This window comes from Sphingomonas mucosissima, assembly GCF_002197665.1.
Classification (GTDB): domain Bacteria; phylum Pseudomonadota; class Alphaproteobacteria; order Sphingomonadales; family Sphingomonadaceae; genus Sphingomonas; species Sphingomonas mucosissima.
This window is the reverse complement of the sequence record NZ_NBBJ01000005.1, coordinates 178,055-201,390: the sequence shown is the minus strand read 5'-3', so window position 1 is coordinate 201,390 and position 23,336 is coordinate 178,055. Positions and strand designations below refer to the sequence as shown.

General features: G+C 63.2%; 24 protein-coding genes. 17 read left to right on the top strand and 7 right to left on the bottom strand.

Translation table 11 applies throughout. The annotated features are described in order from the left end of the window. The first annotated feature begins 400 nt into the window (after window positions 1-400). Window positions 401-2,293, top strand: coding sequence for a ribonucleoside-diphosphate reductase subunit alpha (locus SPMU_RS14275; RefSeq protein ID WP_088334599.1), 1,893 nt, complete (start codon window positions 401-403; stop codon window positions 2,291-2,293). A gap of 289 nt (window positions 2,294-2,582) precedes the next feature. On the opposite strand, the gene SPMU_RS14270 is transcribed toward SPMU_RS14275, so the two are convergent. Next, window positions 2,583-3,215 (bottom strand): TetR/AcrR family transcriptional regulator, encoded by a 633-nt coding sequence (locus tag SPMU_RS14270; RefSeq protein WP_211275816.1) that lies wholly within the window; start codon window positions 3,213-3,215, stop codon window positions 2,583-2,585. Between the two features lie 26 nt (window positions 3,216-3,241). Between SPMU_RS14270 and SPMU_RS14265 the strand changes: the two genes are divergently transcribed. Continuing rightward, window positions 3,242-3,877, top strand: coding sequence for an NAD(P)H-dependent oxidoreductase (locus tag SPMU_RS14265; RefSeq protein WP_211275815.1), 636 nt, complete (start codon window positions 3,242-3,244; stop codon window positions 3,875-3,877). A gap of 205 nt (window positions 3,878-4,082) precedes the next feature. Then, complete coding sequence (locus SPMU_RS14260; protein ID WP_088334595.1) at window positions 4,083-4,430, top strand: ArsC family reductase; 348 nt, start codon at window positions 4,083-4,085, stop codon at window positions 4,428-4,430. A 547-nt stretch (window positions 4,431-4,977) separates the two neighbouring features. Here SPMU_RS14260 and SPMU_RS14255 read toward each other — a convergent pair. Then, on the bottom strand, window positions 4,978-5,229 hold the full coding sequence (locus tag SPMU_RS14255) for a DUF2171 domain-containing protein (protein ID WP_088334593.1): 252 nt from the start codon (window positions 5,227-5,229) through the stop codon (window positions 4,978-4,980). 49 nt (window positions 5,230-5,278) lie between these two features. On the opposite strand from SPMU_RS14255, the gene SPMU_RS14250 reads away from it, so the two are divergent. From SPMU_RS14250 to phhA, 4 genes are all read left to right on the top strand, one after another. Further along, on the top strand, window positions 5,279-5,728 hold the full coding sequence (locus tag SPMU_RS14250) for a hypothetical protein (protein WP_425442193.1): 450 nt from the start codon (window positions 5,279-5,281) through the stop codon (window positions 5,726-5,728). Next, on the top strand, window positions 5,725-5,925 hold the full coding sequence (locus SPMU_RS14245; RefSeq protein ID WP_088334591.1) for a hypothetical protein: 201 nt from the start codon (window positions 5,725-5,727) through the stop codon (window positions 5,923-5,925). The genes SPMU_RS14250 and SPMU_RS14245 overlap by 4 nt, the downstream gene beginning before the upstream one ends. A gap of 65 nt (window positions 5,926-5,990) precedes the next feature. Beyond that, a complete protein-coding gene (locus SPMU_RS14240; protein WP_088334589.1) occupies window positions 5,991-7,046 on the top strand; it encodes a ribonucleotide-diphosphate reductase subunit beta in 1,056 nt (351 codons plus the stop codon). A 195-nt stretch (window positions 7,047-7,241) separates the two neighbouring features. Beyond that, window positions 7,242-8,117 (top strand): phenylalanine 4-monooxygenase, encoded by an 876-nt coding sequence (gene phhA, locus SPMU_RS14235; RefSeq protein ID WP_088334587.1) that lies wholly within the window; start codon window positions 7,242-7,244, stop codon window positions 8,115-8,117. A 24-nt stretch (window positions 8,118-8,141) separates the two neighbouring features. On the opposite strand, the gene SPMU_RS14230 is transcribed toward phhA, so the two are convergent. The 4 genes from SPMU_RS14230 to SPMU_RS14215 all read right to left on the bottom strand — a co-directional run bounded on the left by SPMU_RS14230 (window position 8,142) and on the right by SPMU_RS14215 (window position 12,650). Further along, the gene (locus tag SPMU_RS14230; protein ID WP_088334586.1) at window positions 8,142-9,080 is read right to left on the bottom strand and encodes a 50S ribosomal protein L11 methyltransferase; all 939 of its coding nucleotides are present in this window, start codon (window positions 9,078-9,080) and stop codon (window positions 8,142-8,144) included. Continuing rightward, window positions 9,070-9,771 carry an SDR family NAD(P)-dependent oxidoreductase gene (locus tag SPMU_RS14225; protein ID WP_088334585.1) on the bottom strand — a complete coding sequence of 234 codons (702 nt, stop codon included), beginning with the start codon at window positions 9,769-9,771 and terminating at the stop codon, window positions 9,070-9,072. The genes SPMU_RS14230 and SPMU_RS14225 overlap by 11 nt, the downstream gene beginning before the upstream one ends. 119 nt (window positions 9,772-9,890) lie before the next feature. Further along, a complete protein-coding gene (locus SPMU_RS14220; RefSeq protein WP_088334584.1) occupies window positions 9,891-11,258 on the bottom strand; it encodes a methyl-accepting chemotaxis protein in 1,368 nt (455 codons plus the stop codon). 48 nt (window positions 11,259-11,306) lie between these two features. Continuing rightward, complete coding sequence (locus SPMU_RS14215; RefSeq protein ID WP_088334583.1) at window positions 11,307-12,650, bottom strand: methyl-accepting chemotaxis protein; 1,344 nt, start codon at window positions 12,648-12,650, stop codon at window positions 11,307-11,309. 190 nt (window positions 12,651-12,840) lie between these two features. On the opposite strand from SPMU_RS14215, the gene sdhC reads away from it, so the two are divergent. From sdhC to SPMU_RS14195, 4 genes are all read left to right on the top strand, one after another. Further along, complete coding sequence (gene sdhC, locus SPMU_RS14210; protein WP_425442192.1) at window positions 12,841-13,266, top strand: succinate dehydrogenase, cytochrome b556 subunit; 426 nt, start codon at window positions 12,841-12,843, stop codon at window positions 13,264-13,266. Next, entirely contained in the window at window positions 13,266-13,646 is a 381-nt protein-coding gene (gene sdhD / locus SPMU_RS14205; RefSeq protein ID WP_088334582.1) for a succinate dehydrogenase, hydrophobic membrane anchor protein, read from the top strand. The genes sdhC and sdhD overlap by 1 nt, the downstream gene beginning before the upstream one ends. Beyond that, a complete protein-coding gene (gene sdhA, locus SPMU_RS14200; RefSeq protein ID WP_088334581.1) occupies window positions 13,646-15,448 on the top strand; it encodes a succinate dehydrogenase flavoprotein subunit in 1,803 nt (600 codons plus the stop codon). The genes sdhD and sdhA overlap by 1 nt, the downstream gene beginning before the upstream one ends. An 81-nt stretch (window positions 15,449-15,529) precedes the next feature. Further along, window positions 15,530-16,951 carry a DUF389 domain-containing protein gene (locus tag SPMU_RS14195; RefSeq protein WP_245833344.1) on the top strand — a complete coding sequence of 474 codons (1,422 nt, stop codon included), beginning with the start codon at window positions 15,530-15,532 and terminating at the stop codon, window positions 16,949-16,951. Here SPMU_RS14195 and SPMU_RS14190 read toward each other — a convergent pair. Next, complete coding sequence (locus tag SPMU_RS14190; protein ID WP_088334579.1) at window positions 16,936-17,538, bottom strand: 2-hydroxychromene-2-carboxylate isomerase; 603 nt, start codon at window positions 17,536-17,538, stop codon at window positions 16,936-16,938. The two genes, SPMU_RS14195 and SPMU_RS14190, sit on opposite strands and share 16 nt — an antisense overlap. Window positions 17,539-17,711: 173 nt before the next feature. Here SPMU_RS14190 and SPMU_RS14185 point away from each other — a divergent pair, with 173 nt between their 5' ends. The 6 genes from SPMU_RS14185 (at window position 17,712) to zapE (ending at window position 23,307) form a co-directional block, all read left to right on the top strand. After that, entirely contained in the window at window positions 17,712-18,689 is a 978-nt protein-coding gene (locus tag SPMU_RS14185) for a C13 family peptidase (RefSeq protein ID WP_088334578.1), read from the top strand. Window positions 18,690-18,752: 63 nt separating this feature from the next. Next, window positions 18,753-19,322: a ClpP family protease gene (locus SPMU_RS14180; RefSeq protein ID WP_088334577.1), complete on the top strand. Its 570-nt coding sequence runs from the start codon at window positions 18,753-18,755 to the stop codon at window positions 19,320-19,322. A gap of 85 nt (window positions 19,323-19,407) precedes the next feature. Continuing rightward, window positions 19,408-20,751, top strand: coding sequence for a cell envelope integrity protein CreD (creD, locus tag SPMU_RS14175; protein ID WP_088334576.1), 1,344 nt, complete (start codon window positions 19,408-19,410; stop codon window positions 20,749-20,751). A 14-nt stretch (window positions 20,752-20,765) separates the two neighbouring features. Beyond that, entirely contained in the window at window positions 20,766-21,548 is a 783-nt protein-coding gene (locus SPMU_RS14170; RefSeq protein WP_088334575.1) for a succinate dehydrogenase iron-sulfur subunit, read from the top strand. Window positions 21,549-21,650: 102 nt separating this feature from the next. Continuing rightward, window positions 21,651-22,103 (top strand): PaaI family thioesterase, encoded by a 453-nt coding sequence (locus tag SPMU_RS14165; RefSeq protein ID WP_088334574.1) that lies wholly within the window; start codon window positions 21,651-21,653, stop codon window positions 22,101-22,103. Window positions 22,104-22,212: 109 nt separating this feature from the next. Next, entirely contained in the window at window positions 22,213-23,307 is a 1,095-nt protein-coding gene (gene zapE, locus SPMU_RS14160; RefSeq protein WP_088334573.1) for a cell division protein ZapE, read from the top strand. Window positions 23,308-23,336 lie beyond the last annotated feature (29 nt).

The following is a 23,336-nucleotide window of genomic DNA, read 5'->3' as shown; positions in this document are numbered from 1 at the left end:
CGGAAAGAGCCGGCCCGGCCGCAAGCCCCGCATCGCTCGCCGGAACGCGAAAATATTTCTGCGGCGACCAATCCGGCTTGCATTTCATGAACCCCGCGGAAGTCCGCGCGTCGCCTCATTTGACGTGGTTGAACGGCACCCTCGCCACAATAAACTGTTCGCCCGTCCCAGCGATTTCCCCCTTGCCTCCGCGCCGCACCTGCCACAAGCTGTGGGGGTATTTCGCAGGAGCAGGCGCTAGCGCTGGTAGAACAGAAGCCGCGGTATCCATTATCGTGGAGGAGACCACGCCGCTCTGCGATGAGCTGCGGTCACTTTTTGTTCTCATTCGCACGACTGCTCCGGTATGACTCGGGGACAGGCCTCCGATTCGAACGAACAGACAAATAGGACGGCGGCGATGGACTTTAGAGACGCGAGCGAGGCGAACATGGCGATCGACGCACTGGAAGCGACGAACGAAACCGAAACCGGGGGTGCGGCAACAAACACGCTGCGTCGTCCCTACCCGCTCGATGTCGATCATTCGCGCGACTCGCTGCTGACCGATTTCGGCAAGGACACGCTGCAGGATCGTTATCTCCTGCCGGGCGAGACCTATCAGGATCTCTTTGTCCGCGTCGCCAGCGCCTATGCCGACGATGCCGCGCATGCGCAGCGCATCTACGATTATATCTCGCAGCTCTGGTTCATGCCGGCGACGCCCGTGCTGTCGAACGGCGGCACGGGTCGCGGCCTGCCGATCAGCTGCTATCTGAATTCCGTGCCCGACAGCCTGAACGGCATTGTCGATACCTGGAACGAGAACGTCTGGCTCGCGAGCCGCGGCGGCGGCATCGGCACCTATTGGGGCAATGTGCGCGGCATCGGCGAGCCGGTCGGCCTCAACGGCAAGACCAGCGGCATCATCCCCTTCGTGCGCGTGATGGACAGCCTGACGCTGGCGATCAGCCAGGGCTCGCTGCGCCGCGGCTCGGCCGCCTGCTATCTCGACGTGTCGCACCCGGAGATCGAGGAGTTCCTCGAGATCCGCAAGCCGTCGGGCGACTTCAACCGCAAGGCGCTGAACCTGCACCACGGCGTGCTGATCCCCGACGCGTTCATGGAAGCGGTGCGCGACGGCGGCGAGTGGGAGCTGAAGAGCCCCAAGGACGGCACCGTGCGCGGCAAGGTCGATGCGCGCAGCCTGTTCCAGAAGCTGGTCGAGACCCGCCTCGCGACCGGCGAGCCGTACATCGTGTTCGCCGATCACGTGAACAAGAACATGCCCAAGCATCACCGCGATCTGGGCCTCAAGGTTTCCACCTCGAACCTGTGCAGCGAAATCACGCTGCCGACGGGCAAGGATCACCTCGGCAACGATCGCACGGCGGTCTGCTGCCTCTCCTCGCTCAATCTTGAGACGTGGGATCAGTGGAAGGACGACAAGCAGTTCATCGAGGACGTGATGCGCTTCCTCGACAATGTGCTGCAGGATTATATCGACCGGCATGAGCCGGGCATGGAGCGCGCGGCCTATTCCGCGGCGCGCGAGCGCTCGGTCGGGCTTGGCGTGATGGGCTTCCACTCCTTCCTCCAGGCACGCGGCCTGCCGATGGAAGGCGCGATGGCGAAGAGCTGGAACCTCCGCATCTTCAAGCACATCAACGCGCAGGTGAACCAGGCGTCAATGACGCTCGCCGCCGAGCGTGGCCCGTGCCCCGACGCCGCCGACATGGGCGTGATGGAGCGTTTCAGCTGCAAGATGGCGATCGCGCCGACCGCGTCGATCTCGATCATCTGCGGCGGCACGTCGGCGTGCATCGAGCCGATCCCGGCCAACATCTACACCCACAAGACGCTGTCGGGCAGCTTTGCGGTGAAGAACCCGTATCTGGAGAAGCTGCTCAACGAGAAGAGCAAGAACGCGGAAACCGTCTGGAACTCGATCCTCGAGCATGGCGGCAGCGTGCAGCACCTCGACTTCCTCAGCCCGGAGGAGAAGGACTGTTTCAAGACCAGCTTCGAGATCGACCAGCGCTGGCTGCTCGAGCTCGCCGGTGATCGCTCGCCATACATCGACCAGGCGCAGTCGCTGAACCTGTTCATCCCGGCCGACGTGGAAAAGTGGGATCTCCTGATGCTGCACTTCCGCGCGTGGGAACTGGGCATCAAGTCGCTCTATTATCTGCGTTCCAAGAGCGTGCAGCGCGCGGGCTTCGCTGGCGGCGTGGAGGCCGACAATACGATCGAGAAGCCCAAGTTCGATCTGGGCGAGACGACCGACTACGACGAGTGCCTCGCCTGCCAGTGACGAGCGGGCGGCTTCGGATTGCCTGAGCAATCCGAAGACTCGCCACGGCGGGCAGCGGTGCCGGCATAGCCGGCAACGTCTGACGGCGTGGCGCTAGGAAGCGCAGGGACGCGACACACGCCACCCTGCTTCAGTCACCGCCAGGCCGCCGCCGCGACAATCCAGGTGCGACCAAGGCGTCACGCCCGTACCCGTAGCCCAAGGCTCCGCTAACAACCACCATCGGTGGCTAGCGGACCGCCTGCTTCGGAGCTTGAAGCGGCGATAGCTGCCTGCCCCGCCCCGAAGTTTATTTGCCGAGCAGGGCATCCCGGCGGGGCTGGCCAAGAGAGCCCCGGATGATCTCCGCAAAGGTGCCGATGGCGTCGGCTTCGGCCAGCTTACCCCGCACGATCGCAGCGGACAGCCCTTCTCCCGCGCTGACCAGGCCGATGCACAACCGGTCGAGGGCGGCCTCGGGCATGTCGCTGAACGGCCGGAGCACGGACACGAACATCGCCACGCATTGGTCGAGGAGTTCGACATAGACGTCGGCCTTTTCCGGGCTTCCCGCAAGTGCGGCACCGACGATGTGGAATTCACCGGTCAGATCGGCAGCACAGCGGATATATGCATCCGCCAGGCACGCGATCGTCTCCTCGCGGTCTTTGGAGGTGGCCGCCATCGCCTGACGAAACGTCTCTATCCGCTCGCTGTCGATCCATCGGTAGAGGTCGATCAACAGCCCGGATCGCGTACCGAAATGGTCGTACACCACGGGCTTCGACACCCCCGCACTTGTCGCAAGATGCCCGAGCGTCAGAGAGTCCGCGCCCTGTGTGCGGATCACCTGCAGCGCCGTGGTGAGCAACTGATGATGGCGATCGGCCTTGGAAAGCCTGCGGCGCGGCTGTGCGGGAACTGCAACTGGCTCTGCTGTCATGAAAAGCTCACTTGCCAAACCTATTAATGGTAGCTTATCTGCTACCTACGTTTGGTAGCTTAAATGCGGAGGAGAGAGAGTCAATGTCCTGCGCTTTGGTGGTGATGGCGCATCCCGACGCCACGTCGCTGACCCGCTCGGTCTCGATCGAGATCATCGCGGCGTTCAAGGACCATGGGATCAGCGCCGAACTCGCGGATCTCGCGGCCGAAGGCTTCGATCCGGTATTCGGTCCGGCAGACCGGAACGCCTTTGCGGCAGGCAGCCCTACGCCCGACGATGTCCGCGTCGAGCAGCAGCGGATCGATCATGCCGATAATCTAGTTCTGGTCTATCCGGTTTACTGGTGGTCGATGCCGGCGTTGCTCAAGGGCTGGATCGACCGGGTATTCGTTTCGGGCTGGGCCTTTGACGCCGATCCCGAGCAGGGCCTTGTCAAGAAACTCCGTCGGTTGAAGGTGCATCTGATCGCGCTCGCAGGCGCCGATGCTGCGACCTACGCCAAGTACGGCTATCGACAAGCGATGCAGGCCCAGATCGACCAAGGCATTTTTGGCTATTGCGGTGCGACCGTGGCCACATCGGAGTTGTTTACCGCCGATCACGCAGACTTCGCCATTCTTCCCCAACAGGCCGCTCAGTCCATCATCAACAATCTTTGATGATGGAGCATTCTGGTATTGTCGCAGGCGAACCGCTGCCGTGTAATGGCCGGCGATCTGCGCAACAACAATCCGGCGATCGGCTTACCCCACAAACCGCCCCCGAGGTTCGCCTGCCTGAACGCCCGCTTTTGGGTGCTAGCGGACGGACTGCATTTGCGCGTTCAAGCCGCTATCACCGGCCTCCAACGCAACGAGGGTGGTAATGACGATTATCGTATATGGCATTGCGAACTGTGACACCGTCCGCAAGGCGCGCGCGTGGCTCGATGCGCACCACGTCACCTACCGATTTCATGATTACAAGAAAGCGGGCGTTGATTCGGCCGCCCTCGGCCGTGCCGTTGATCGGCTCGGCTGGGAAAAGGTGCTCAATCGTCAGGGCACGACCTTTCGCAAATTGCCGGAGAGCGAACGGGCGGACCTCGATCGATCGCGCGCGATGGCGATCATGCAGGCGCACCCCTCGGCCATCAAGCGGCCGCTGCTGGAACATGGCGCTGTGGTCGAAGCTGGCTTTTCCGCCGACCGCTACGCGGAATTGTTTGACTGATCGAAGACCGGGAGGGGCTCCAGTCGCGCGCGGACGCCCTCCCCGCCTGAAGCTGCACAGCGTCGGCTCGCAGACGGCGGTGCCTTGACAAGACACGTGCCGCGCAGAACATAGCATGAACATCAATGGCGCGCCGCCATTTCGGCGAGCGCCAGGAACATACCAGATGTTGAGCATCGTTGATGCACGATGTCTATATGTTGCAGTTTTTGGCGTGGTACGGCGGGCCACTCTGCGCTATTCAACGGGCTGACCCGCCACGTTGAGCATCGCGCTCCCGAGTCGGTGAAGCCAGGTCGGTTGTGTTGGTAGGAGCGAGCGGATGGAACGGACGAAAAGCCGATGCGCCCCCGCGCCGCTGACCGGCACAGCGGCTGGTTCTGGCGCGGATATGGAGACGAAATCCGGGATGGATGCGGGCACCCGTGTGCGCCATGTCACCGCGCCACGTCGCCCATACGCAAGCGGGCAGCGCCGGCGGTCCGGCACTGCCCGCATGGTTGGCCGTGATGCCCGTCCCGCTCCCGTCAGGGGAGCAGGCGCTGGCTCACTCGCCTTCTTCGAACATGTCCATGGCGTTCTGCGCGGTTGCGCTCAGGCGGACGGTGTCGCCTTCGATCGTCGCGACCAGGCCGGCCGGCAGGTAGTGATGCTTGGCGCCCTGTCCGTCCTGGGTGGACGGGCTGTCCTGCTTGGTCAGCTTGATCCGCTCGCCATCGACATGGTCAACCGTGCCGACATGAACGCCGTCGGCGCCGATGACGGTCATATGTTCCTTGATGTTGCTATGGTCGTGCATGCTTGGTCTCCTTGCGGGTCGGCAACACAACGACACATGGGGCGATTGGATGCGTGAGGTGGATGGCATGAGCGGTGGCATCTCCGCGCGCGCTTCGTCGGCCCGTGTCGGGGCCGGGGCCGGCGCGTCTGCAAGCCGTGGCGATGCGGCGCGGTGGATGCCGGGACAGACCTGTCGAGAGCGGGGCCGGACGGCCCGGCTTGATGGTGGAAGGCTGGCGCTGCTGTCGCTCTCCCTCCTGCTCGCCGCCTGTGCGAAGCAGGTGCCGTCCGCCGTGAACCAGGCGGCCGCGACGCCGGGCTTCCTGCTCGGGCTGTGGCACGGCTTCATCTTCCCGGTGGCCTGGGTGCTCAGCCTCTTCATGCCGGATGTCGCCATCTATGCAGTGCCCAACAACGGCGGCTGGTATGATTTCGGCTATTTCATCGGGGTCGTCTTCCTGGGCGTGGGCGCGCGCAAGACGCGCACCGTCTATGTCTCCCGCCGTGTGGTCCGATGAGCTGGCAGATCCTGGCCATGTATGCGGTTGCGCTCGTCTTCGCGCTGGTCGGCGCCGGGCTCCTGCTCGCGCTCGCCCGCCCGCGCAGCGAGGGGCAGGTTTATGCCTTTCGCATGATCGGCATCATGGCCCTCGCCGGCGGCATCGTCCTGGCGATGAGCGCCACCGCCATGTGGCAGTGGAGCATGGAGGGATGACCCATCTTCTCTTGCTCACACGCACAATGTTCGTGAATTTTCAAATCGTCGTTCCGGAGTAACCCATGCCCCTCCTCCAAGCCTCCAAGCAGTACAAGCCATTCGAATACCCCTGGGCATTCGAATATTGGAAGCGCCAGCAACAGCTCCACTGGCTGCCCGAGGAGGTGCCGCTGGGCGAGGATTGTCGTGATTGGGCGCAGAAGCTCACCGATCACGAACGCAACCTGCTGACGCAAATCTTCCGCTTCTTCACCCAGGCGGACGTCGAGGTGCAGGATTGCTACCACGAAAAGTACGGCCGCGTGTTCAAGCCGACCGAGGTCAAGATGATGCTGACGGCGTTCAGCAACATGGAGACGGTGCACATCGCGGCGTACAGCCACTTGCTCGACACGATCGGCATGCCGGAAAGCGAATATGGCGCGTTCCTCGATTATGCCGAGTTGAAGGACAAGCACGACTATCTGCAGCAGTTCGGCGTCGACAATGACGAGGATATCGCGCGCACGCTGGCGATGTTCGGCGGCTTCACCGAGGGCGTCCAGCTGTTCGCCAGCTTCGCGATGCTGATGAACTTCCCGCGCTTCAACAAGATGAAGGGGATGGGGCAGATCGTCAGCTGGTCCGTGCGTGACGAAAGCCTGCACTGCGAAGGCATTATCAAGCTGTTCCACGCCTTCGTGAAGGAGCGCAACTGCCTGACCAAGGCGGTGAAGGACGATATCGCCGACCAGTGCCAGACGACGATCCGGTTGGAGGACGCGTTTATCGATCTCGCGTTCGAGATGGGGCCGGTGAACGGCATGACGCCCAAGGACATCAAGAAGTACATTCGCTATATCGCCGACTGGCGGCTGGGGCAGCTGGGGCTGAAGCCGATCTACATGATCGACGAGCATCCTATTCCGTGGCTCACCCCGCTGCTGAACGGCGTGGAGCATGCGAACTTCTTCGAAACCCGCGCGACGGAATATTCCAAGGCCGCCACTAAGGGCCAGTGGAGCGATGTCTGGGATTCGTTCGACCAGCGCCAGAAGGCCAAGGGCGCACGTCCGGCCAACGAAGACACGAGCGAAGAAGGCGACATGTTTTCGCGCGCTGGCGTAGCGGCGGAGTAAGGACACGCGCGCTGGCGCCGTCCACGCGAATTTCCGTGATGCCGGGCCCCGTCCCGGCATCCACTCCTCCGCTTATCCACCGCATTCGCCTGTGCGGCGGCGCTAATGCGGGGGAGCCCGCGTCCCAACACACTCCGATACTGGTCTCAATCGTAACCATCTTGCCCCTCTCCGCCTCCGTGCTATGCCACTGGCATGGCTGACGCATCCACCACCGCCACCCCGCCCGCCGGCGCCGCTGCCGACTGGACGGTTCCGCAGGATTGGGCGCATTACACCGCGGAGGACCACGCCACCTGGGACACGCTTTTCGCCCGGCAGGCGAAGCTGCTACCGGGGCGAGCATCGAACGCATGGTTGCGGGGACTAGATGTCCTGAAGCTATCGAAGCCCGGCATCCCGGACTTTGCAGAGCTTTCCGACCGGCTGGTGGCGCTCACCGGCTGGCAAGTCGTCGCGGTGCCGGGCCTCGTGCCAGATGATGTCTTCTTTGATCACATGGCCAATCGCCGGTTCGTCGCCGGCAACTTCATTCGCCGGCCCGATCAGCTCGACTATCTACAAGAACCAGACGTCTTCCACGACGTGTTCGGCCATGTGCCGATGCTCGCTGATCCAGTATTCGCCGATTACCTGGAGGCTTATGGTCGTGGCGGACTGCGCGCGATGGAGCATAACGCGCTGAAGTATCTGGGTCGGCTGTACTGGTATACCGTAGAGTTCGGGTTGATCGCGGAGCCGGAAGGGCTTCGCATCTATGGCTCGGGGATCGTGTCGAGCTATGCGGAAAGCCGCTTTGCGCTGGAAGATCCGTCACCGCACCGGCTGAAGTTCGATCTCGCGCGCGTGATGCGGACCGACTATCGGATCGACGACTTTCAACAGAACTATTTCGTCATTCCGAGCTTCGATGAGTTGCTCCGGGCCACGGTCGAAACAGACTTCGCGCCTCTTTATGAGGCGATCAAGCAACAGCCGGAAATCGCCGTAGCTGAAATCGTCAGCGACGACGAGATTATCACTCGCGGTACCCAGCATTATGCCGCGTCCAAGCTCACTCGGCCGAGCTGAGCGAGCAGAGCGCGCGTCAGGTGATCAGAGATCAAGCGCCCATCCGTCGCGCCCCTTTGGATCAGGTGGGCTTTGCGGCGTGAAGCGTTCGGCACCGGCGGTAAGACACAGGATCGTCCAATCACCGCGTTGATCGACTGCAGAAAGTGTGCACCCACAGGCGGCAAAAGCTTCGACGACGTTTTTCCGTTGCGTCTCCAGCAAGCCGGCAAGCACAATGGTTGCGCTCACATCAGCGATCGCTGCCAGTTCCGGTGCCATCGACACGAGCGGCCCAGCCAAAATGTTCGCAATCACTAAGTCATAGGGCGCACGCGCCGTGATGCCGTCACTCAGCGCGCCGTCGGCGACGATCAGTTCCACGCCGCTCACGTCGTTAACGGCGGCATTGTCCCGCGTCACGTCAATTGCAGCGGGATCGATGTCGGTCGCGACGATTGCAGCGTCTGGCCACAGATACGCAGCAGCAAAGGCGAGCACGCCTGTGCCGGTACCAACGTCAATGACATTGCGGAATGGACGCCCTGCAAGCTGGTCGAGCATCGCCAGGCAGCCGCTTGTCGTCGCATGATGGCCGGTGCCAAAGGCGCGGCCTGCATCGATCAGCAGGGCTCTTCCGCCCTCAGGCGCCCGCGTCGGATGCGCGCTTGTGTGAACAACGAAACGGCCTTCGCGTATCGGCTCCAAGCCCTCCTGCGACAACGCCACCCAGTCCTGAGGGCTAAGCGGGGTCACCTGCGCCGCCGTACCGGCCGCGCTCGGCACCAGGGCACGTATCGCAGCGAGCATCGCTTCGTCGGGCTCATCTTCCATGTACGCATCGAGCCGCCAGCACTCGACATCATCCTCCACCTCTTCGGTGGTCATCAGGACCGCGTCGATCGCCAGATCGTCCGCGGCATCGATCGCTTCCGCCTCCGCACGCGTGCAGGGCAACGTGACGCGCCAGCTATCAGCGGACATAGCTCGCCCCATTCACATCTAGTACCGCGCCGGTCATGGAGGCGGGCGCATCAAGCGCCAGCCAGCGCACCACTTCAGCGACCTCGTCCGGCATGGCTACTCGCCCCAGCGGGATGTCTGCGAGCAGCTTGTCGCCGCCGCGGCTCGCCAGATAGTCGTCAGCCATTCCTGTCATGGTGAAGCCGGGGCAGATCGCAAAGGCAAGAATCTCATCCTTGGCATAAGCGCGCGCGATCGTCTTCGTCATCGCGACCATGCCAGACTTGGAGGCGGCATAATGCCAATGCGCCGGGCTGTCCCCGCGGTAAGCGGCCCGACTGGCGACGTTGACGATGCGACCAGGCACCCCGCGCGTCTGCCAGTGACGCACTGCCAGCCTGCACAATTCGGCTGACGCAGTAAGATTGATCCGCATGGTGCGTTCCCACCCCGCCAGCCACTCTTCGTCACCGCCGTCGATTGGGTTCGCCTCGAACACCCCGGCGTTGTTGATCAGCACATCCACACTGCCCAGCGACTCGATCGCACTATGCCACAACGCAGCGGCCGCACCGGGCTGGTCCAAGTCTGCGGCGATGAACCCATCCATCGCGCGCGTCGCCTGACCAACAACTGTCGCGGCGGGAGACAAAGCGGTTCGAATTGATGCGCCGATTCCGCGCGAGGCGCCGGTCAGGAGAATGTTGGTCATGCCGCTGCCATAGGAGGCCTCGCCGCCGGGCTCAATTCACCGTGTCAGCATCAAACAGCCGGATGGTCGGTGCCATCACCGTTGAAGCCCGGTTCTCCGGCACGCCGCGTCAGCCTGCGCTAGGCCACCTTTACGCTGAATTTCACCGCAGCGCTGCGCAACGAGGCCAGCCGATCGTCAATGGCCGCAAATTGGGCACCCAGAACGTGGAAGTCGCGAGCAAATGCCTGCCCTTCCTGCATGATCGTCGCCATGTTCCCGGCGGTGGCATCTGCCGCCAGGGCCGTCTGGTCCACCGCGGCAGTGATGGCGGTCACCGTCTGCGCCTGAAGCTCCATTGCTCGTCGGATACGGTTGGCGGAGTTCTGCACCTCCCCGATCGTCGCCTGAATGCCGGCGTTGGCGCCCACGGTGATCCGCGTGGCCGTCTGAATAGCGATGATCTGTGCCGCAATGTCATCGGTGGCGCGCGCGGTCTGGTTCGCCAGACTTTTGACTTCTTGCGCCACGACTCCGAACCCTCGCCCGGCCTCGCCGGCGCGCGCCGCCTCGATCGTGGCATTCAGCGCCAGCAGGTTCGTCTGCCCGGCAATGTCGCGGATCAGCGCCAATATCGACTCAATCGACTGCGCATGATCGCTCAACGCCTTGCTCACGCCCACCGCGCGGTCTGCCTGCTGAGACGCACGGCTCGAGATCTCGTCCGCCGACTCAACTTCGGCGCGCGCGTCCTCGATGGCGCGGATCAGGCCAGCGGCCGTTGAGGCGGCATCCCTCATCGCCAACGCAGTTTGTTCCGACGCCGCGGCGACCTCAGCCCCGCGGCCGATGATCGCGCTTGCCGATGATGCCGCGGTGGAAGCTTGCGCGCGCACCCTCCCCCCCAAGGCCGCTGCACCATCGATTGCCCCCGCGATATGCTCGTGAAAAGAACGCGCGTGTGCTCGGCGCTCTTCAGCGATCTGTTGCTGAGCGACGCGCGCCAGATGACCCGCCATCACATCCGCCTCGATCAGCGCGAGCCGCTGCACGAGGTCGGCAAAACGCCGCATCCGGCCGCTGTCCCCGGCGACACGCGCCTCGATCAGGGCAAGCGTTCGCCCGTGCGCGAAGGCCAGTGACGTCAGAAGAGCGGCGAGGGGTATGCCTGAAGCCCTGGAAAAGTCCGCGTGCTTCGTCGCGGCCAAACGCCATGCATCATCGAACGGAGCGGCATATTTCATCTGGATATATCGAGCACTGCGAACATGCTGCCGCTCCACCCACCCGGCATCAGCTGCCGCGATGTGCCCGGCCGCCTGACCACTCAGATAATGGGCCCAGAACTCTCGGGCGATCTGGTCGCAATCGGCAGGAGAAAGCAAAGCGGCGATCTCGCGCGCACCCGGTTGCATGTCGCCGTCCCAGTCATAGTCGCGCACGTGCGCTGCAATGGAGCGGTCGGCGTCTCCGGCTCGGGCTCTTCCCGCGAAGCCATCGTGTGCCATCAAGGTCTCTCCTGCGCGATGCTGCGGCGTCGCGCTCGATTGTTTTGCTTAGGCCGCCACGCGAGCAGCAAAGTCGCCCGCGCGCCCGCTGAGCGCACCCAGCCGGCCCGCGAGACGATCAAAGCCCGCGCCTAGCGCGTCGATCTCAACAGCAACCGCATCTGTGTCGGTATGGATCGATGCGATGGTTCCGGACATGGAGTCAGCAGCCAAGGCCGTTTCATCCACTGCCGCGGTGATCGCGGTAACGGTCTGCGCCTGCGCCTCCATCGCGCCGCGAATGCGCGTGGCGGAGATCTTAACCTCGTCGATCGTGGTGCGAATGCCCTCGTTCGCTTCGACCGTGACGCGAGTCGCTGCTTGAATCGCCCGGATCTTCGCGGCGATTTCATCGGTGGCACGGGCTGTCTGATTGGCGAGGCTTTTAACCTCCTGCGCGACCACGGCGAAGCCGCGCCCTGCGTCCCCTGCCCGTGCAGCCTCGATCGTCGCGTTGAGCGCTAGCAGATTGGTCTGGCCTGCGATTTCTCTGATCAGCCCAAGAATGGACTCAATGGACTTGGCATGGTTGCTCAGTGCCTCGCTGACGCCCACTGCCTGATCGGCCTGACCGGCAGCACGTGTCGCAATTTCAGCTGCTGCCTCGACCTCGGCCCGCGCGCCTTCGATAGCTCGGATCAGGCCTGCGGCGGTGGCAGCCGCATCACGCATGGCGAGCGCAGATTGTTCGGCAGCAGCCGCCACCTCGCTTGCTTTGCCCAACACGCCACGCGCCGAACGCGACGCGCGAGAAGCTTGACCACGTAGTTCTGCGCCTTCGGCTGTTGCCTCTTCCGCCGTGGCTGCAATCCCCACCTGAAAGTCGGCCGCCAGCCTATCCCGCGCAACCTGCGCGCTGTACGTGCGGTATTCCGCGAAGATGGCGCCGGTGATCTCACCCTCGAGAGCCGAGAGCCGCATCAGCGTGTCGACCATGGCCGGAAGCCGCGGGTCGGAAGCGCCGCATCGGTCCATCAGAACGCCCAACGCTACGCGGTCGCTCGCGCTGGTCATCGAAAGAAGCGCCAACGGCGAGACCTGCGCGTTGTAGGCAGCTGCGACGGCGCGCTCGATCGCCTCTATCCAGGCTCGGCCTTCGGTATCCAGGAAGCGGTCGCGAAGAAACACGCACCCGAGGTCGATGATCTTTGCGGATTCGTGCGCCGCCCATCCGCGGCCGTCGTCGAAACAGCGCTGCCACTGCTCCCAATAAGCCCTCGAGATCGCGTGTGCCTCAGGCTCGATCAACTCCCAAACTGCCCGGCTCGACTCTCGCATCGTTCCGTCGAAGTCAAAGACGCGCAGCCTGGCTTGCAAATCGATGGTGCGGGCAAGCGTGCCCGCGGCTGGCAACTCGACAGACAAGGTGATGCGCTCCCCGTTTCAAACTACGCCACGTTAGAGCGCCAGTGGTTAAGCCACGGTTAGATTTAGACGCATCGGCAACTGCAATCGATTCGCAGTAGGTGAGCTACGCTTGCAACATCGGCCCACGCGTCTCATAGACCGCCCCAACTCACGGCTCGTCGCAGGAAACTTCGCCTTGGCCTCCAAATCCATTCGTCCCAAAAGCCCGCACCTGTTCAGCGGCCCGCTCTCGCTCCATTATCGGTGGAGCGCGGCAATGACGGTGTCCATCCTGCACCGTGTCACCGGCAGCGGCATGGCCACGGTGGGCTCATTGCTCCTGGTCTGGTTCCTCGCGGCGCTCGCCTCCGGCGCGCAAGCCTATGCAACGTTCCGCGACGTGTTCACGCTGTCCGATGGCCGGTTGAACGTCATCGGCTGGGGGGTCGGCGTTGCCCTTACGTTCAGCTTGTTCCAGCACATGATGAGCGGCATCCGCCACTTGGTGCTCGATACGGGCGCTGCGTTTGAGCTCAAGCTGAACCGACGGCTCGCGCGGCTTACCTTTGTCGGCTCCACCATCCTGACGCTTGCCTTCTGGCTTTACGTGGGAACGAAGTAATGGGTTCGGGAACTTCGATCGGCCGCGTCCGCGGGCTCGGCAGCGCGCACGAGGGTACGCATCACTGGTGGCATCAGAAGATCACGGCGGGATCGAACATCCTGCTGATGAGCTGGCTGATGATCTCGCTCGCTCGCCGCCCCGGCTATGATTACGGCGCAATGCGCGAATGGCTGTCCTCGGCCTGGGTCGCCGTGCCGATGATCCTGCTGGTTGCGTCGGTCTTCTACCACTTCCGCATCGGTCTTCAGGTGGTAATCGAGGATTATCAGCGTGATGCACGCCGTGTCGCTGCCATGGTCGCGCTCAACCTGTTCACCGCTGCCGTCACCGGCACGGCCCTTTTCGCGATCCTGAAGATCGCATTCGGAGCAAATTGATGCCCGCCGCTTACCAGATAATCGATCATACCTATGACGCGGTCGTCGTCGGCGCGGGCGGCTCGGGCCTGCGCGCGACGATGGGCATTGCCGAAGCGGGCCTGAAGACCGCCTGCATCACCAAGGTGTTCCCGACCCGCAGCCACACCGTGGCGGCACAGGGCGGCATCGCGGCCAGCCTTGGCAACAATTCGCCGGACCACTGGTCCTGGCACATGTACGATACGGTCAAGGGCTCTGACTGGCTCGGTGACCAGGACGCGATCGAATATATGGTGCGCGAGGCGCCCGCCGCGGTTTACGAGCTGGAGCACGCAGGCGTGCCGTTCAGCCGTAATGACGACGGGACGATCTACCAGCGCCCGTTCGGCGGCCATATGCAGAACATGGGCGAAGGCCCCCCGGTGCAGCGCACGTGCGCCGCAGCCGACCGTACCGGCCACGCCATGCTCCACGCGCTGTATCAGCAGTCGCTGAAGTATGACGCGGACTTCTACGTCGAGTATTTCGCGCTCGATCTCATCATGGAGAACGGCGCGTGCCGCGGCGTGATCGCACTGAACATGGAAACGGGGCAGATCCATCGCTTCCGTGCCCATGCGGTGGTGCTGGCGACGGGCGGCGGTGGCCGCGTGTATCAGTCGGCCACGTCGGCGCACACCTGCACTGGTGATGGCAACGGCATGGCGCTGCGCGCCGGCCTGCCGCTGCAGGACATGGAATTCGTGCAGTTCCACCCAACGGGCATCTACGGCGCGGGCGTCCTCATCACCGAGGGTGCACGCGGCGAAGGTGGCTACCTCACCAATTCCGAGGGCGAGCGCTTCATGGAGCGCTATGCGCCGAGCGCGAAGGACCTCGCCAGTCGCGACGTGGTGTCACGGTCGATGGCGGCGGAAATGCGCGAAGGTCGCGGCGTCGGCAAGGACAAGGACCACATCTTCCTTCACCTCGATCACATCGATCCAAAGGTGCTGGCAGAGCGTCTGCCGGGCATCACCGAGACGGGCAAGATCTTCGCCGGCGTGGATCTGACGCGCCAGCCGCTCCCCGTCACGCCGACCGTCCACTACAACATGGGCGGCATCCCGACGAACTATCACGGCGAAGTCGTCCAGCTGAAGAACGGCGATCCGGACGCCATCGTACCCGGCCTGTTCGCGGTCGGTGAAGCGGCCTGCGTCTCGGTGCACGGCGCGAACCGCCTCGGCTCCAACTCACTGATCGACCTTGTCGTGTTCGGCCGCGCGACCGGCCTGCGCCTCAAGGAAACGCTGAAGCCGAACACGCCGCACAATCCGCTGCCCAAGGGCTCGGAAGAAATGGCGCTCGGCCGGCTCGACCACTTCCGCAACGCCACCGGTGGATCGCCGACGGCGAGGATCCGCGCCGAGATGCAAAGGACAATGCAGCGCCACGCCGCCGTGTTCCGCGACAGCGAGCTGCTGTCGGAGGGCGTGACCAAGATCGACGCAATCTACAAGTCGATGGAAGATGTTGGCATCGAGGATCGCTCGCTGATCTGGAACACCGACCTGGTGGAGACGCTGGAGCTCGACAATTTGATCAGCCAGGCCGTTGTAACGATGCGTGGCGCGGAGAACCGCAAGGAAAGCCGCGGCGCACACATGCACGAGGATTATCCTGAGCGTGACGACGCGAACTGGATGAAGCACACGATCGCGACGTTCGATGGCTGGGGCGGCAAGGGTGGCAGCTGCGCGATCGATTACCGTCCGGTGCACGATTACACGCTCACCGACGACGCCGAATACATCAAGCCAAAGAAGCGGGTGTATTAAGCCCTGCACCGCGTCAGCAGCGCGAGCATCACACGAGGCGCGGTAATCGCGCGCTGGTGGCGCTCGCGCACGTCGGGCAAGGTGCACCATGCCGCCGTTATCGAGCGGATAGTCGCAGAGTCCGGCTGGTCGGGATCGTATCTGTTCGCGATCTTGATATCCGCGGGGATCGCGATCCTTGGACTGCTTCTGCCGTCAAGTGCGGTGATCATTGGCGCGATGCTGATTTCGCCGCTGATGCTGCCCATCATCGGGCTGGGCTTTGGCATCGCTACGTTCGATCTGAACGAAATACGTAGGTCCGTCTGGGCGCTGCTGCTCGGCGCATTGTTCGCGGTTGGTCTGTCGACCATCATCGTGGCAGCCTCGCCGATCCAGACCGTGACATCCGAGATCGCGGTTCGAACACGTCCCAACCTGTTCGATCTTCTGGTTGCGCTGTTGTCAGCGCTTGCCGGCTCCTACGCGATCATCAACGAACGTTCGACGACCGTCGTCGGCGTGGCCATCGCCACTGCGTTGATGCCGCCGCTCGCGGTTGTCGGCTTCGGGCTCGCGACTCAGAATTGGACGGTGCTCGGCGGATCGCTGCTGCTGTTCCTCACCAACCTGATTACCATCGCGCTCACCGCTGCAACAGTTGCGCGCCTCTACGGCTTCGGCGCGCACCTTTCTCCCGGGCAGACCCGGCTTCAGGGCACGCTGATTGTCGCTGGTCTCGCCGCCCTTGCAGTTCCGCTCGGCTTCGCCTTGAAGCAGATCGCTGTGGAAAGCTTCGCGCGGCGTCAGATCCGCGAGGCCGTCTTGCAGCCGTTCAGCTCCAATGCCCGGATCAGTCAGCTGGATATCGATTTCGCTCGCGAGCCGGCGGTAGTCCGTGCAATCGTGCTTACGCCAATGATCGTTCCCGGTGCCGACGCCCAAGTCATAGCGGCCACGCGCGAAGCGGTGCGCATTCCGCTCGATCTTCACGTCGATCAGATCCGGGTCGGGCTTGAGAGCGGTGCCGGAGAAGCCGCGCAGATCGCAGCGGCGCAGTCGAGCGATGGGCGCGCACCAGTTGCACGCGACGCGCGAAACGTCGTCGCCGAACGCATCGCGCTAATCGCCGGTGTTCCGGAAGAGGAAGTGCTGGTCGATACCGTGGCGCGGCGCGCGGCGGTGCGCCTTGCGCCCTTGCCCGGCGCTGATTTTGCCACCTATCGTGCCGTTGAACAGCGCGCGACTTTGGCAAACGGCAACTGGACGGTCGATCTGACCCCGCCGGACGGGGCGCTACCCATCATCCCTATCGCAGACGAAACGCCGGATGCTGACGCGCTTGGCGTGGCGGCATGGGCCGCTCGCCGGCTCGATCGCGGCATCACCGTCTCTGGCCCAGCTACTGCACGAGACGCAGCGATCACCCAGTTGACAACCGACGGAGTTCGCGTCACGGCCGGACCGAGCCGTCGCGGTGACACACTCACACTCGACTGGACCAGCGCTCAGCCCGCGCGCTGAGCCTCGATCGCGGCGCGGACTAGCGGCATACGATCGTTGCCGAAGAACATATCGTCCCCCGCAACGAAGATGGTTGGCGAGCCGAAGCCACCCCGCGCGATCAGTTCGTCAGTATTGTCGCGTAGCTGCGCTTTGACTGCTTCGCTCGCGATAGCGGCGAACAGCGCGTCCACATCCAGGCCTGCCCTCTCCCCGACCTCTGCAATCACGACATCATCCGAAATGTCGCGATCATCGGTCCAATATGCCTGAAAAGCGGCGCGGGCGAAGGCGACGCAGTCCTGTCCCAGCCAGCAGCAGCCGCGCATCACCTTGACGCTGTTGACAGGGAAGACACTCGGCGGAAACTTGATCGAGAGTTGCTGGAGGCGCGCCCAGTCTTGCAGGTCCTTCAGCATATAGCGTGCCTTCGCCGGAACCGGGTTCTTGCGACCTTCATAGACGCTGCCGTTGACCGCGTTGAACACGCCGCCGACGAGGATCGGGCGCCAGGTGATTTCGGCGCCAAGCTCCTCTGCCATCGTCTGGACGCTCTCAAAGCCCAGCCACGTCCAAGGGCTGGAACAATCGAAAAAGAACTCGATCATACGAGTGCCTCCCTTGTGCCGATCATCAAACAATATGCGTCTGCGGTAGAAAACAAAGGTTGATCATGCGGGCCGCTCCTTCCGGCCCGACCAATAGCCGCGTGGTCCTGCAATCAAGCGATTGACAGGCGCGCGTCGGCCCATTGTGATGTGTCCAGGGGAGGGTGCGTCCCATGAAGAGGCTGCTGACGATCCTGCTGGCTGCGCTGGCGGGGGCTTCATCTGCGCAGACTTATCGCCCCCCACAGCACACACGTCCCATGTCGATCGTGACCGGCGCTGGAGAGGCCAGCCTGATCGAATTGGCGGACCAGGGCGGCGCCATCGAACATGATCGCGCGCCCGGATGGCAGCTGGCCGAACATCGCCGCCTTGCAACCGCTCTCAACGGCCTTGCGCCGCAACGCAAAGGCACGGTGGACGCCTTTGTCGTCGCTGTCGCGCTTGATAGCGATCCGGTCTTCGGCCGAGAGGCACGCGAGGCAGGACGGGTGCTTGGCCGCCGCTATGATGCGGAGCGTCGAACGATTGTGCTCGCCGGAACTGACGGCACCGCAGAGAGCGCGCTACCGATGGGCTCTCCGGCCAATCTCGAAGTGGTGCTGGCCCGTGTCGCAGAATTGATGGACACATCAGAGGACGTGCTGGTCCTATATGTCACCAGCCACGGTGCTCGGTTCGGCATCGTCTACAATGATGCGGATCAGGGGTTTGGCGCGATTTCGCCTCGCCGCCTGTGGGGCACACTATCACAACTGGGCATCCGCAACCGATTGATCCTGGTCAGCGCCTGCTATGCTGGCGTGTTCGTGCCCATCCTCTCCAGCGATACCACAGCGATCATCACCGCCGCCTCATCGGAACGGACGTCGTTCGGTTGTCAGGCCGACAACGACTGGACGTTTTTCGGGGATGCGCTGATCAACCATGCGTTGCGCAAGCCCCAGCCGCTCGCCGCGGCTGCGCACGAGGCGGTAAGAACAATCGCAATCTGGGAACAAGGGGCCGGGCTCGAGCCGTCCGAGCCTCAGGTTTCGATCGGCGCCGGGGCCGCACGTTGGCTTGCAACACTCGATGCGCGTGCACCGCCTGTGTCGAGCGCGCCGGTCGGTCGGCCCTCTAACGCGTTGCTCACGGCTGCGGGCCGATAATCCCGCGCACATATATTCACCGCCGCTGGGAACCCCTCGCCCTAGTCCATGGTTCGCCGGGCCATGACTAACAGCAACGCCACCAACTATCCCCTGCTCGCCAACCCGCAGATCCAACTGCACGGGACGGTCGACGACATGATGTACAACAACTTCAAAAGTCAGCTTGCCGCGGCAACGGGTGATGGTCCGCTGGTCGTCTCTATCACTACCCTTGGCGGCGATCCGGAAATGGCGCGCGCGATGGGAGACACCATTCGCCTGCTGCGCGAATACACCGGCCGCGAGACGCTCTTCCTCGGCAAGGTCGCCGTCTACTCCGCGGGCGCGACCTTCATGTCCGCATTCCCGGCCGACAAGCGCTTCCTCACCCGCGGCACCCGGCTGATGATCCACGAACGGATCATGAACTCCACGGTGCAGCTGTCCGGTCCGCTCAACACTCTGGCACCGATCCTGCTGGCCAAGCTGAACGAGATCCAGGACTCGATCCGTATTCAGGATGAAGGTTTCGCGGCGCTGGTGGAAGGAACGCAGGTCAACCTTGACGAGCTGAAGGCAAAGGCGCCATCCAACTGGTATATCGAGGCTGAGGACGCCCGACGCCTCGGGCTGGTGCTCGACATCATCTAGCGGATGCGGCACCACAGCGTAACCGTCTGCTGCGCACAGGTGCTATTTGTCGTTCACAGGGCCAACCCCCGGCAGAAAGTTCGGCATGGCGATCCTCATCGCCCTGCTGCTCGCAATACCGCTCTTCGCCGTATACCTCCTGGTCTACGACCGTCAGGAGCAGTCAAACACGGCACGCGCCTCGATCGCGGAGGGCTGGGGTGGACCACAGACGATCGCTGGGCCCGTGCTGGTGCTGCCGTACCAGGCCGAAGCAACCGAGACGGTCAACGAGGGCGGCCGCCCCGTCGTACGCACCAGCCTCGTTTGGCGGGAGCTGACCCTCGCCCCGCAAGTCGCCGATTTGCGAACCGAACTTACGCCTGAACGCCGGCAACGGTCGATCTATGAAGCGGTGTTGTTTGAAGCGCTGGCGAGCGGCACCGCCCGCTTTGCCTTGCCGGACGATCTTCAACGCTTCGGCATCACCGCCGATCAGCTGGCATATGACCGCGCCGAACTGCGCTTCGGCCTCATGGACGCGCGCGGTTTGTTCGGTCGTCCGCCGGAGGTGACCGCCAACGGCCGCCGCCTTGTGCTGCAGCCCGGAAAAGGGTCCCCCGCCACCAATAACTCCGGGTTCTTCACCTGGCTCGATGCCACGTCGATCCGCGCAGCTCCACTCGGCGTGCGATTTCGATTCGCATTCCGGGGCAACGGCTGGCTCGCGCTCGCACCGCAAGCGGGCGACACCCGTTGGCACGTCACGTCAAAATGGCCGCATCCGAGTTTCCAGGGCGGTTTTCTGCCCACCACTCAGCAGGTAAGCGGATCCGGCTTTTCCGCGACATGGCGGGTCGGGAACCTGGCCTTGGGCCGCAGCCTCGTCGCATCCGGAGATCTCGTTCCTGGCTCAATTGCCCAGGTAAGCGACCGCTCTGCCACCGCGTTCCCGGCGGGAGACTATGAGGCCAGGGTGAACCTGATCTCGCCCGTCGACCTGTACAGCCAAGTCAACCGCTCCGTGAAATATGGCTTTCTCTTCATTGGCTTCACTTTCATCGCCTTTCTGATGTTCGACGTGATCGGCGGGGTTCGCGTGGCCACCGTGGAGTATCTGCTCGTCGGCGCGGGCCTGGTATTATTTTTCGTCATGCTGCTGGCGTTTGCGGAGGTAATTGGCTTCGCGGGTGCCTATATCGTGGCAGCAGCGGCGATAATCGGCCTGTTATCGGCCTATTCCGCCGCTGTGCTGCGCACCTGGCGACGAGGGGGCTATATCGCGGCCCTGTTGGCGGCATTGTACGGCGTGCTGTACGTGTTGCTGAGCCTGGAAGCCTATGCGCTGCTCATCGGATCGCTGCTTCTGTTTGCGGCGCTGGCCGGTGTTATGTATCTGACACGCAACCTCGACTGGAGCGGACTCCGCGTCCAGTCACCAACCGACTGAAGCGGGAACGGAACATGGCCGAATTTACCCTGCCGGCGAACAGCAAGATCAAGGGAGGGCGCAAGATCCCGTCGCCCGAACCGGGCGGGACGATGCGCAAGTTCAAGGTCTACCGCTACGATCCGGACAGCGGCGAGAACCCGCGCTACGATACGTTCGAGGTCAACCTCGATGAGTGCGGCCCGATGGTTTTGGACGCCCTGATCAAGATCAAGAGCGAGCAGGATTCGTCGCTGACGTTCCGCCGCTCGTGCCGTGAGGGCATTTGCGGCTCCTGTTCGATGAACATTGATGGCAAGAACGGCCTCGCCTGCACCACTGCGATCGAGGACGTGAAGGGCGAGGTGAAGATCACCCCCCTGCCCGCGATGGACGTGATCAAGGACCTGGTGCCCGACTTCACGCACTTCTATGCGCAATATGCGTCAATCCAGCCTTGGCTGAAGACGGTGACGCCGCCCCCCGCGGGCAAGGAGCGGCTTCAGTCACCGGAAGATCGCGCAAAGCTCGACGGCCTGTACGAGTGCATCCTGTGCGCCTGCTGCTCCACGTCGTGCCCGAGCTATTGGTGGAATGCGGACAAGTTCCTGGGTCCAGCGATCCTGCTCCAGGCATATCGCTGGCTCGCTGACAGCCGTGACGAGATGACGGGTGAGCGGCTCGACAGCCTGGAGGATCCGTTCCGCCTGTACCGCTGCCACACGATCATGAACTGCGCCAACACCTGCCCCAAGGGCTTGAACCCGGCGAAGGCGATCGCCGAGATCAAGAAGATGGAAGTCGAGCGCGTCGTCTGACCCGCTCCGCGTAGCCAGCATTTTCGACCACCCCGGCGAACGCCGGGGTCCAGTAAAGGGCCGGTCCCAGCTGGACCCCGGCCTTCGCCGGGGTGATTTGTTATGGAAGAAGCCAAGCCCGAGTTTTTGTACGAGGAACATCCCGACCATCCCGGGTGGTACCGCTGGGGCCTGCGCAATTCGGACCGTTACAACACCTTTCTCGGCGAAATGATGGTCCGCGTGGAGGACGGCATTTGCCGAGTGCGGATCCTGCCAGAGCGGCGCCACTCGAACCTTGGCAACAACGTCCATGGCGGCGCGATGCTTGGCTTCATCGACGTTGCCTTGTTTGCCGCGGCGCGCAGCTTCGGCTTGATCGAGGCAGGCACAGCCGTGACGCTCGACTTGAACACCCACTTCATGGGCGCTGGCAGGATCGGCGAGCTTCTGGAAGCGCGGGTTGAATTGCTTCGAGAAACTGGGCGATTGCTCTTCATGCGTGGCTTGGTCGTGCAGGATCAAGGCCCGGTTGCGGAATTCTCCGGCACGATCAGGAAGCCGACGAAGCGCTGATCGGAGCCGTAAGGCTAGCCTTGTGCCGGCGTCCGCTGTGCCGCAGGAGCAGCCGCGTCGAGTTCACGCGCAAAGGATGCCTGCAAACCGGCATGCGAAGGAATGATCATTGCCCGCAGTACTACAAGCCTATGAAACGCTCATCGTCGCGGGCGAGCTGCGTCCTGATCCCGAGCAAGCCGCGGCCGCGGCACGGCTAGACGCGCTTGCCGTGGAGCTGGAAAGTCCACGGACGACCGGCTTCTTCCGCAAAAAGGTGGTCCCGGCGCGCGGCGTTTACATGTGGGGCGACGTGGGACGCGGCAAATCCATGCTCATGGATCTGTTCTACGCGAACGTCTTGGTTGAGCGGAAACGCCGCGTTCACTTCGGCGAGTTCATGCTGGAGGTGCACGAGCGCATCGCTGCGGAGCGGCGCAAGGAACAGGGCGATCCGATCCCTCCGGTTGCCGCTGCGCTTGCCGACCAAGCACGGCTGCTCGCGTTCGACGAGATGATCGTCAACAACTCGCCTGATGCGATGATCCTGTCGCGCCTGTTCACCGCGATGATCGAAGCGGGCGTGACCGTTGTGACGACCAGCAACCGCGTACCGGCTGATCTTTACAAGAACGGCCTCAATCGCGAGCACTTCCTACCGTTCATCGCGCTCATCCAGGAGCGGCTCGACGTCCTCGCCCTTAACGGGCCGGTTGATTATCGCCGCGATCGGCTTGGACAGCAGAACACCTGGCTCGTTCCCAACGGCCCTGACGCTACCGTCCAGCTTTCCGCCGCATTCTTCCGCCTCACCGATTATTCGCCGGAAGACCGAGAGCACGTCCCCAGCGAGGAGCTGACGGTACAAGGACGCACCCTACGCGTCCCAAAGTCGCTAAAAGGCGTCGCCGTTTTCAGCTTCAAGAAGCTGTGTGGAGAGGCGCGCGGCAGTGCCGATTATCTCGCGATCGCCCGCCATTTTCACACCGTAATCCTCGTGGGCATTCCCGTTCTCGGACCCGAGAACCGCAACGAGGCCGCGCGGTTCGTCAGCCTGATCGATGCATTGTACGAGCACAAGGTAAAGCTGCTCGCTGCCGCCGATGCCGAGCCGGACGCCCTTTATCCCACGGGTGACGGGCGGTTCGAATTCCAACGCACCGTCAGCCGCCTGGAAGAAATGCGCTCAGAAGATTATCTTAAGCAAGGCCACGGCACCGGCTGACGGCTTTATTGCTATTGCGAACGGTTATC

Excerpts from the sequence above, each read along its gene's own strand:
- creD (WP_088334576.1), top strand. The coding sequence starts at position 19,408 with ATGGCGATCCTCATCGCCCTGCTGCTCGCAATACCGCTCTTCGCCGTA.
- SPMU_RS14180 (WP_088334577.1), top strand. The coding sequence starts at position 18,753 with ATGACTAACAGCAACGCCACCAACTATCCCCTGCTCGCCAACCCGCAG.
- sdhA (WP_088334581.1), top strand. The coding sequence starts at position 13,646 with ATGCCCGCCGCTTACCAGATAATCGATCATACCTATGACGCGGTCGTC.
- SPMU_RS14260 (WP_088334595.1), top strand. The coding sequence starts at position 4,083 with ATGACGATTATCGTATATGGCATTGCGAACTGTGACACCGTCCGCAAG.
- SPMU_RS14240 (WP_088334589.1), top strand. The coding sequence starts at position 5,991 with ATGCCCCTCCTCCAAGCCTCCAAGCAGTACAAGCCATTCGAATACCCC.
- SPMU_RS14245 (WP_088334591.1), top strand. The coding sequence starts at position 5,725 with ATGAGCTGGCAGATCCTGGCCATGTATGCGGTTGCGCTCGTCTTCGCG.
- SPMU_RS14190 (WP_088334579.1), bottom strand. The coding sequence starts at position 17,538 with ATGATCGAGTTCTTTTTCGATTGTTCCAGCCCTTGGACGTGGCTGGGC.
- SPMU_RS14255 (WP_088334593.1), bottom strand. The coding sequence starts at position 5,229 with ATGCACGACCATAGCAACATCAAGGAACATATGACCGTCATCGGCGCC.
- SPMU_RS14165 (WP_088334574.1), top strand. The coding sequence starts at position 21,651 with ATGGAAGAAGCCAAGCCCGAGTTTTTGTACGAGGAACATCCCGACCAT.
- SPMU_RS14220 (WP_088334584.1), bottom strand. The coding sequence starts at position 11,258 with ATGGCACACGATGGCTTCGCGGGAAGAGCCCGAGCCGGAGACGCCGAC.
- SPMU_RS14230 (WP_088334586.1), bottom strand. The coding sequence starts at position 9,080 with ATGTCCGCTGATAGCTGGCGCGTCACGTTGCCCTGCACGCGTGCGGAG.
- phhA (WP_088334587.1), top strand. The coding sequence starts at position 7,242 with ATGGCTGACGCATCCACCACCGCCACCCCGCCCGCCGGCGCCGCTGCC.
- SPMU_RS14270 (WP_211275816.1), bottom strand. The coding sequence starts at position 3,215 with ATGACAGCAGAGCCAGTTGCAGTTCCCGCACAGCCGCGCCGCAGGCTT.
- SPMU_RS14265 (WP_211275815.1), top strand. The coding sequence starts at position 3,242 with ATGGTAGCTTATCTGCTACCTACGTTTGGTAGCTTAAATGCGGAGGAG.
- SPMU_RS14170 (WP_088334575.1), top strand. The coding sequence starts at position 20,766 with ATGGCCGAATTTACCCTGCCGGCGAACAGCAAGATCAAGGGAGGGCGC.
- SPMU_RS14250 (WP_425442193.1), top strand. The coding sequence starts at position 5,279 with ATGCGTGAGGTGGATGGCATGAGCGGTGGCATCTCCGCGCGCGCTTCG.
- SPMU_RS14185 (WP_088334578.1), top strand. The coding sequence starts at position 17,712 with ATGAAGAGGCTGCTGACGATCCTGCTGGCTGCGCTGGCGGGGGCTTCA.
- sdhD (WP_088334582.1), top strand. The coding sequence starts at position 13,266 with ATGGGTTCGGGAACTTCGATCGGCCGCGTCCGCGGGCTCGGCAGCGCG.
- SPMU_RS14225 (WP_088334585.1), bottom strand. The coding sequence starts at position 9,771 with ATGACCAACATTCTCCTGACCGGCGCCTCGCGCGGAATCGGCGCATCA.
- SPMU_RS14275 (WP_088334599.1), top strand. The coding sequence starts at position 401 with ATGGACTTTAGAGACGCGAGCGAGGCGAACATGGCGATCGACGCACTG.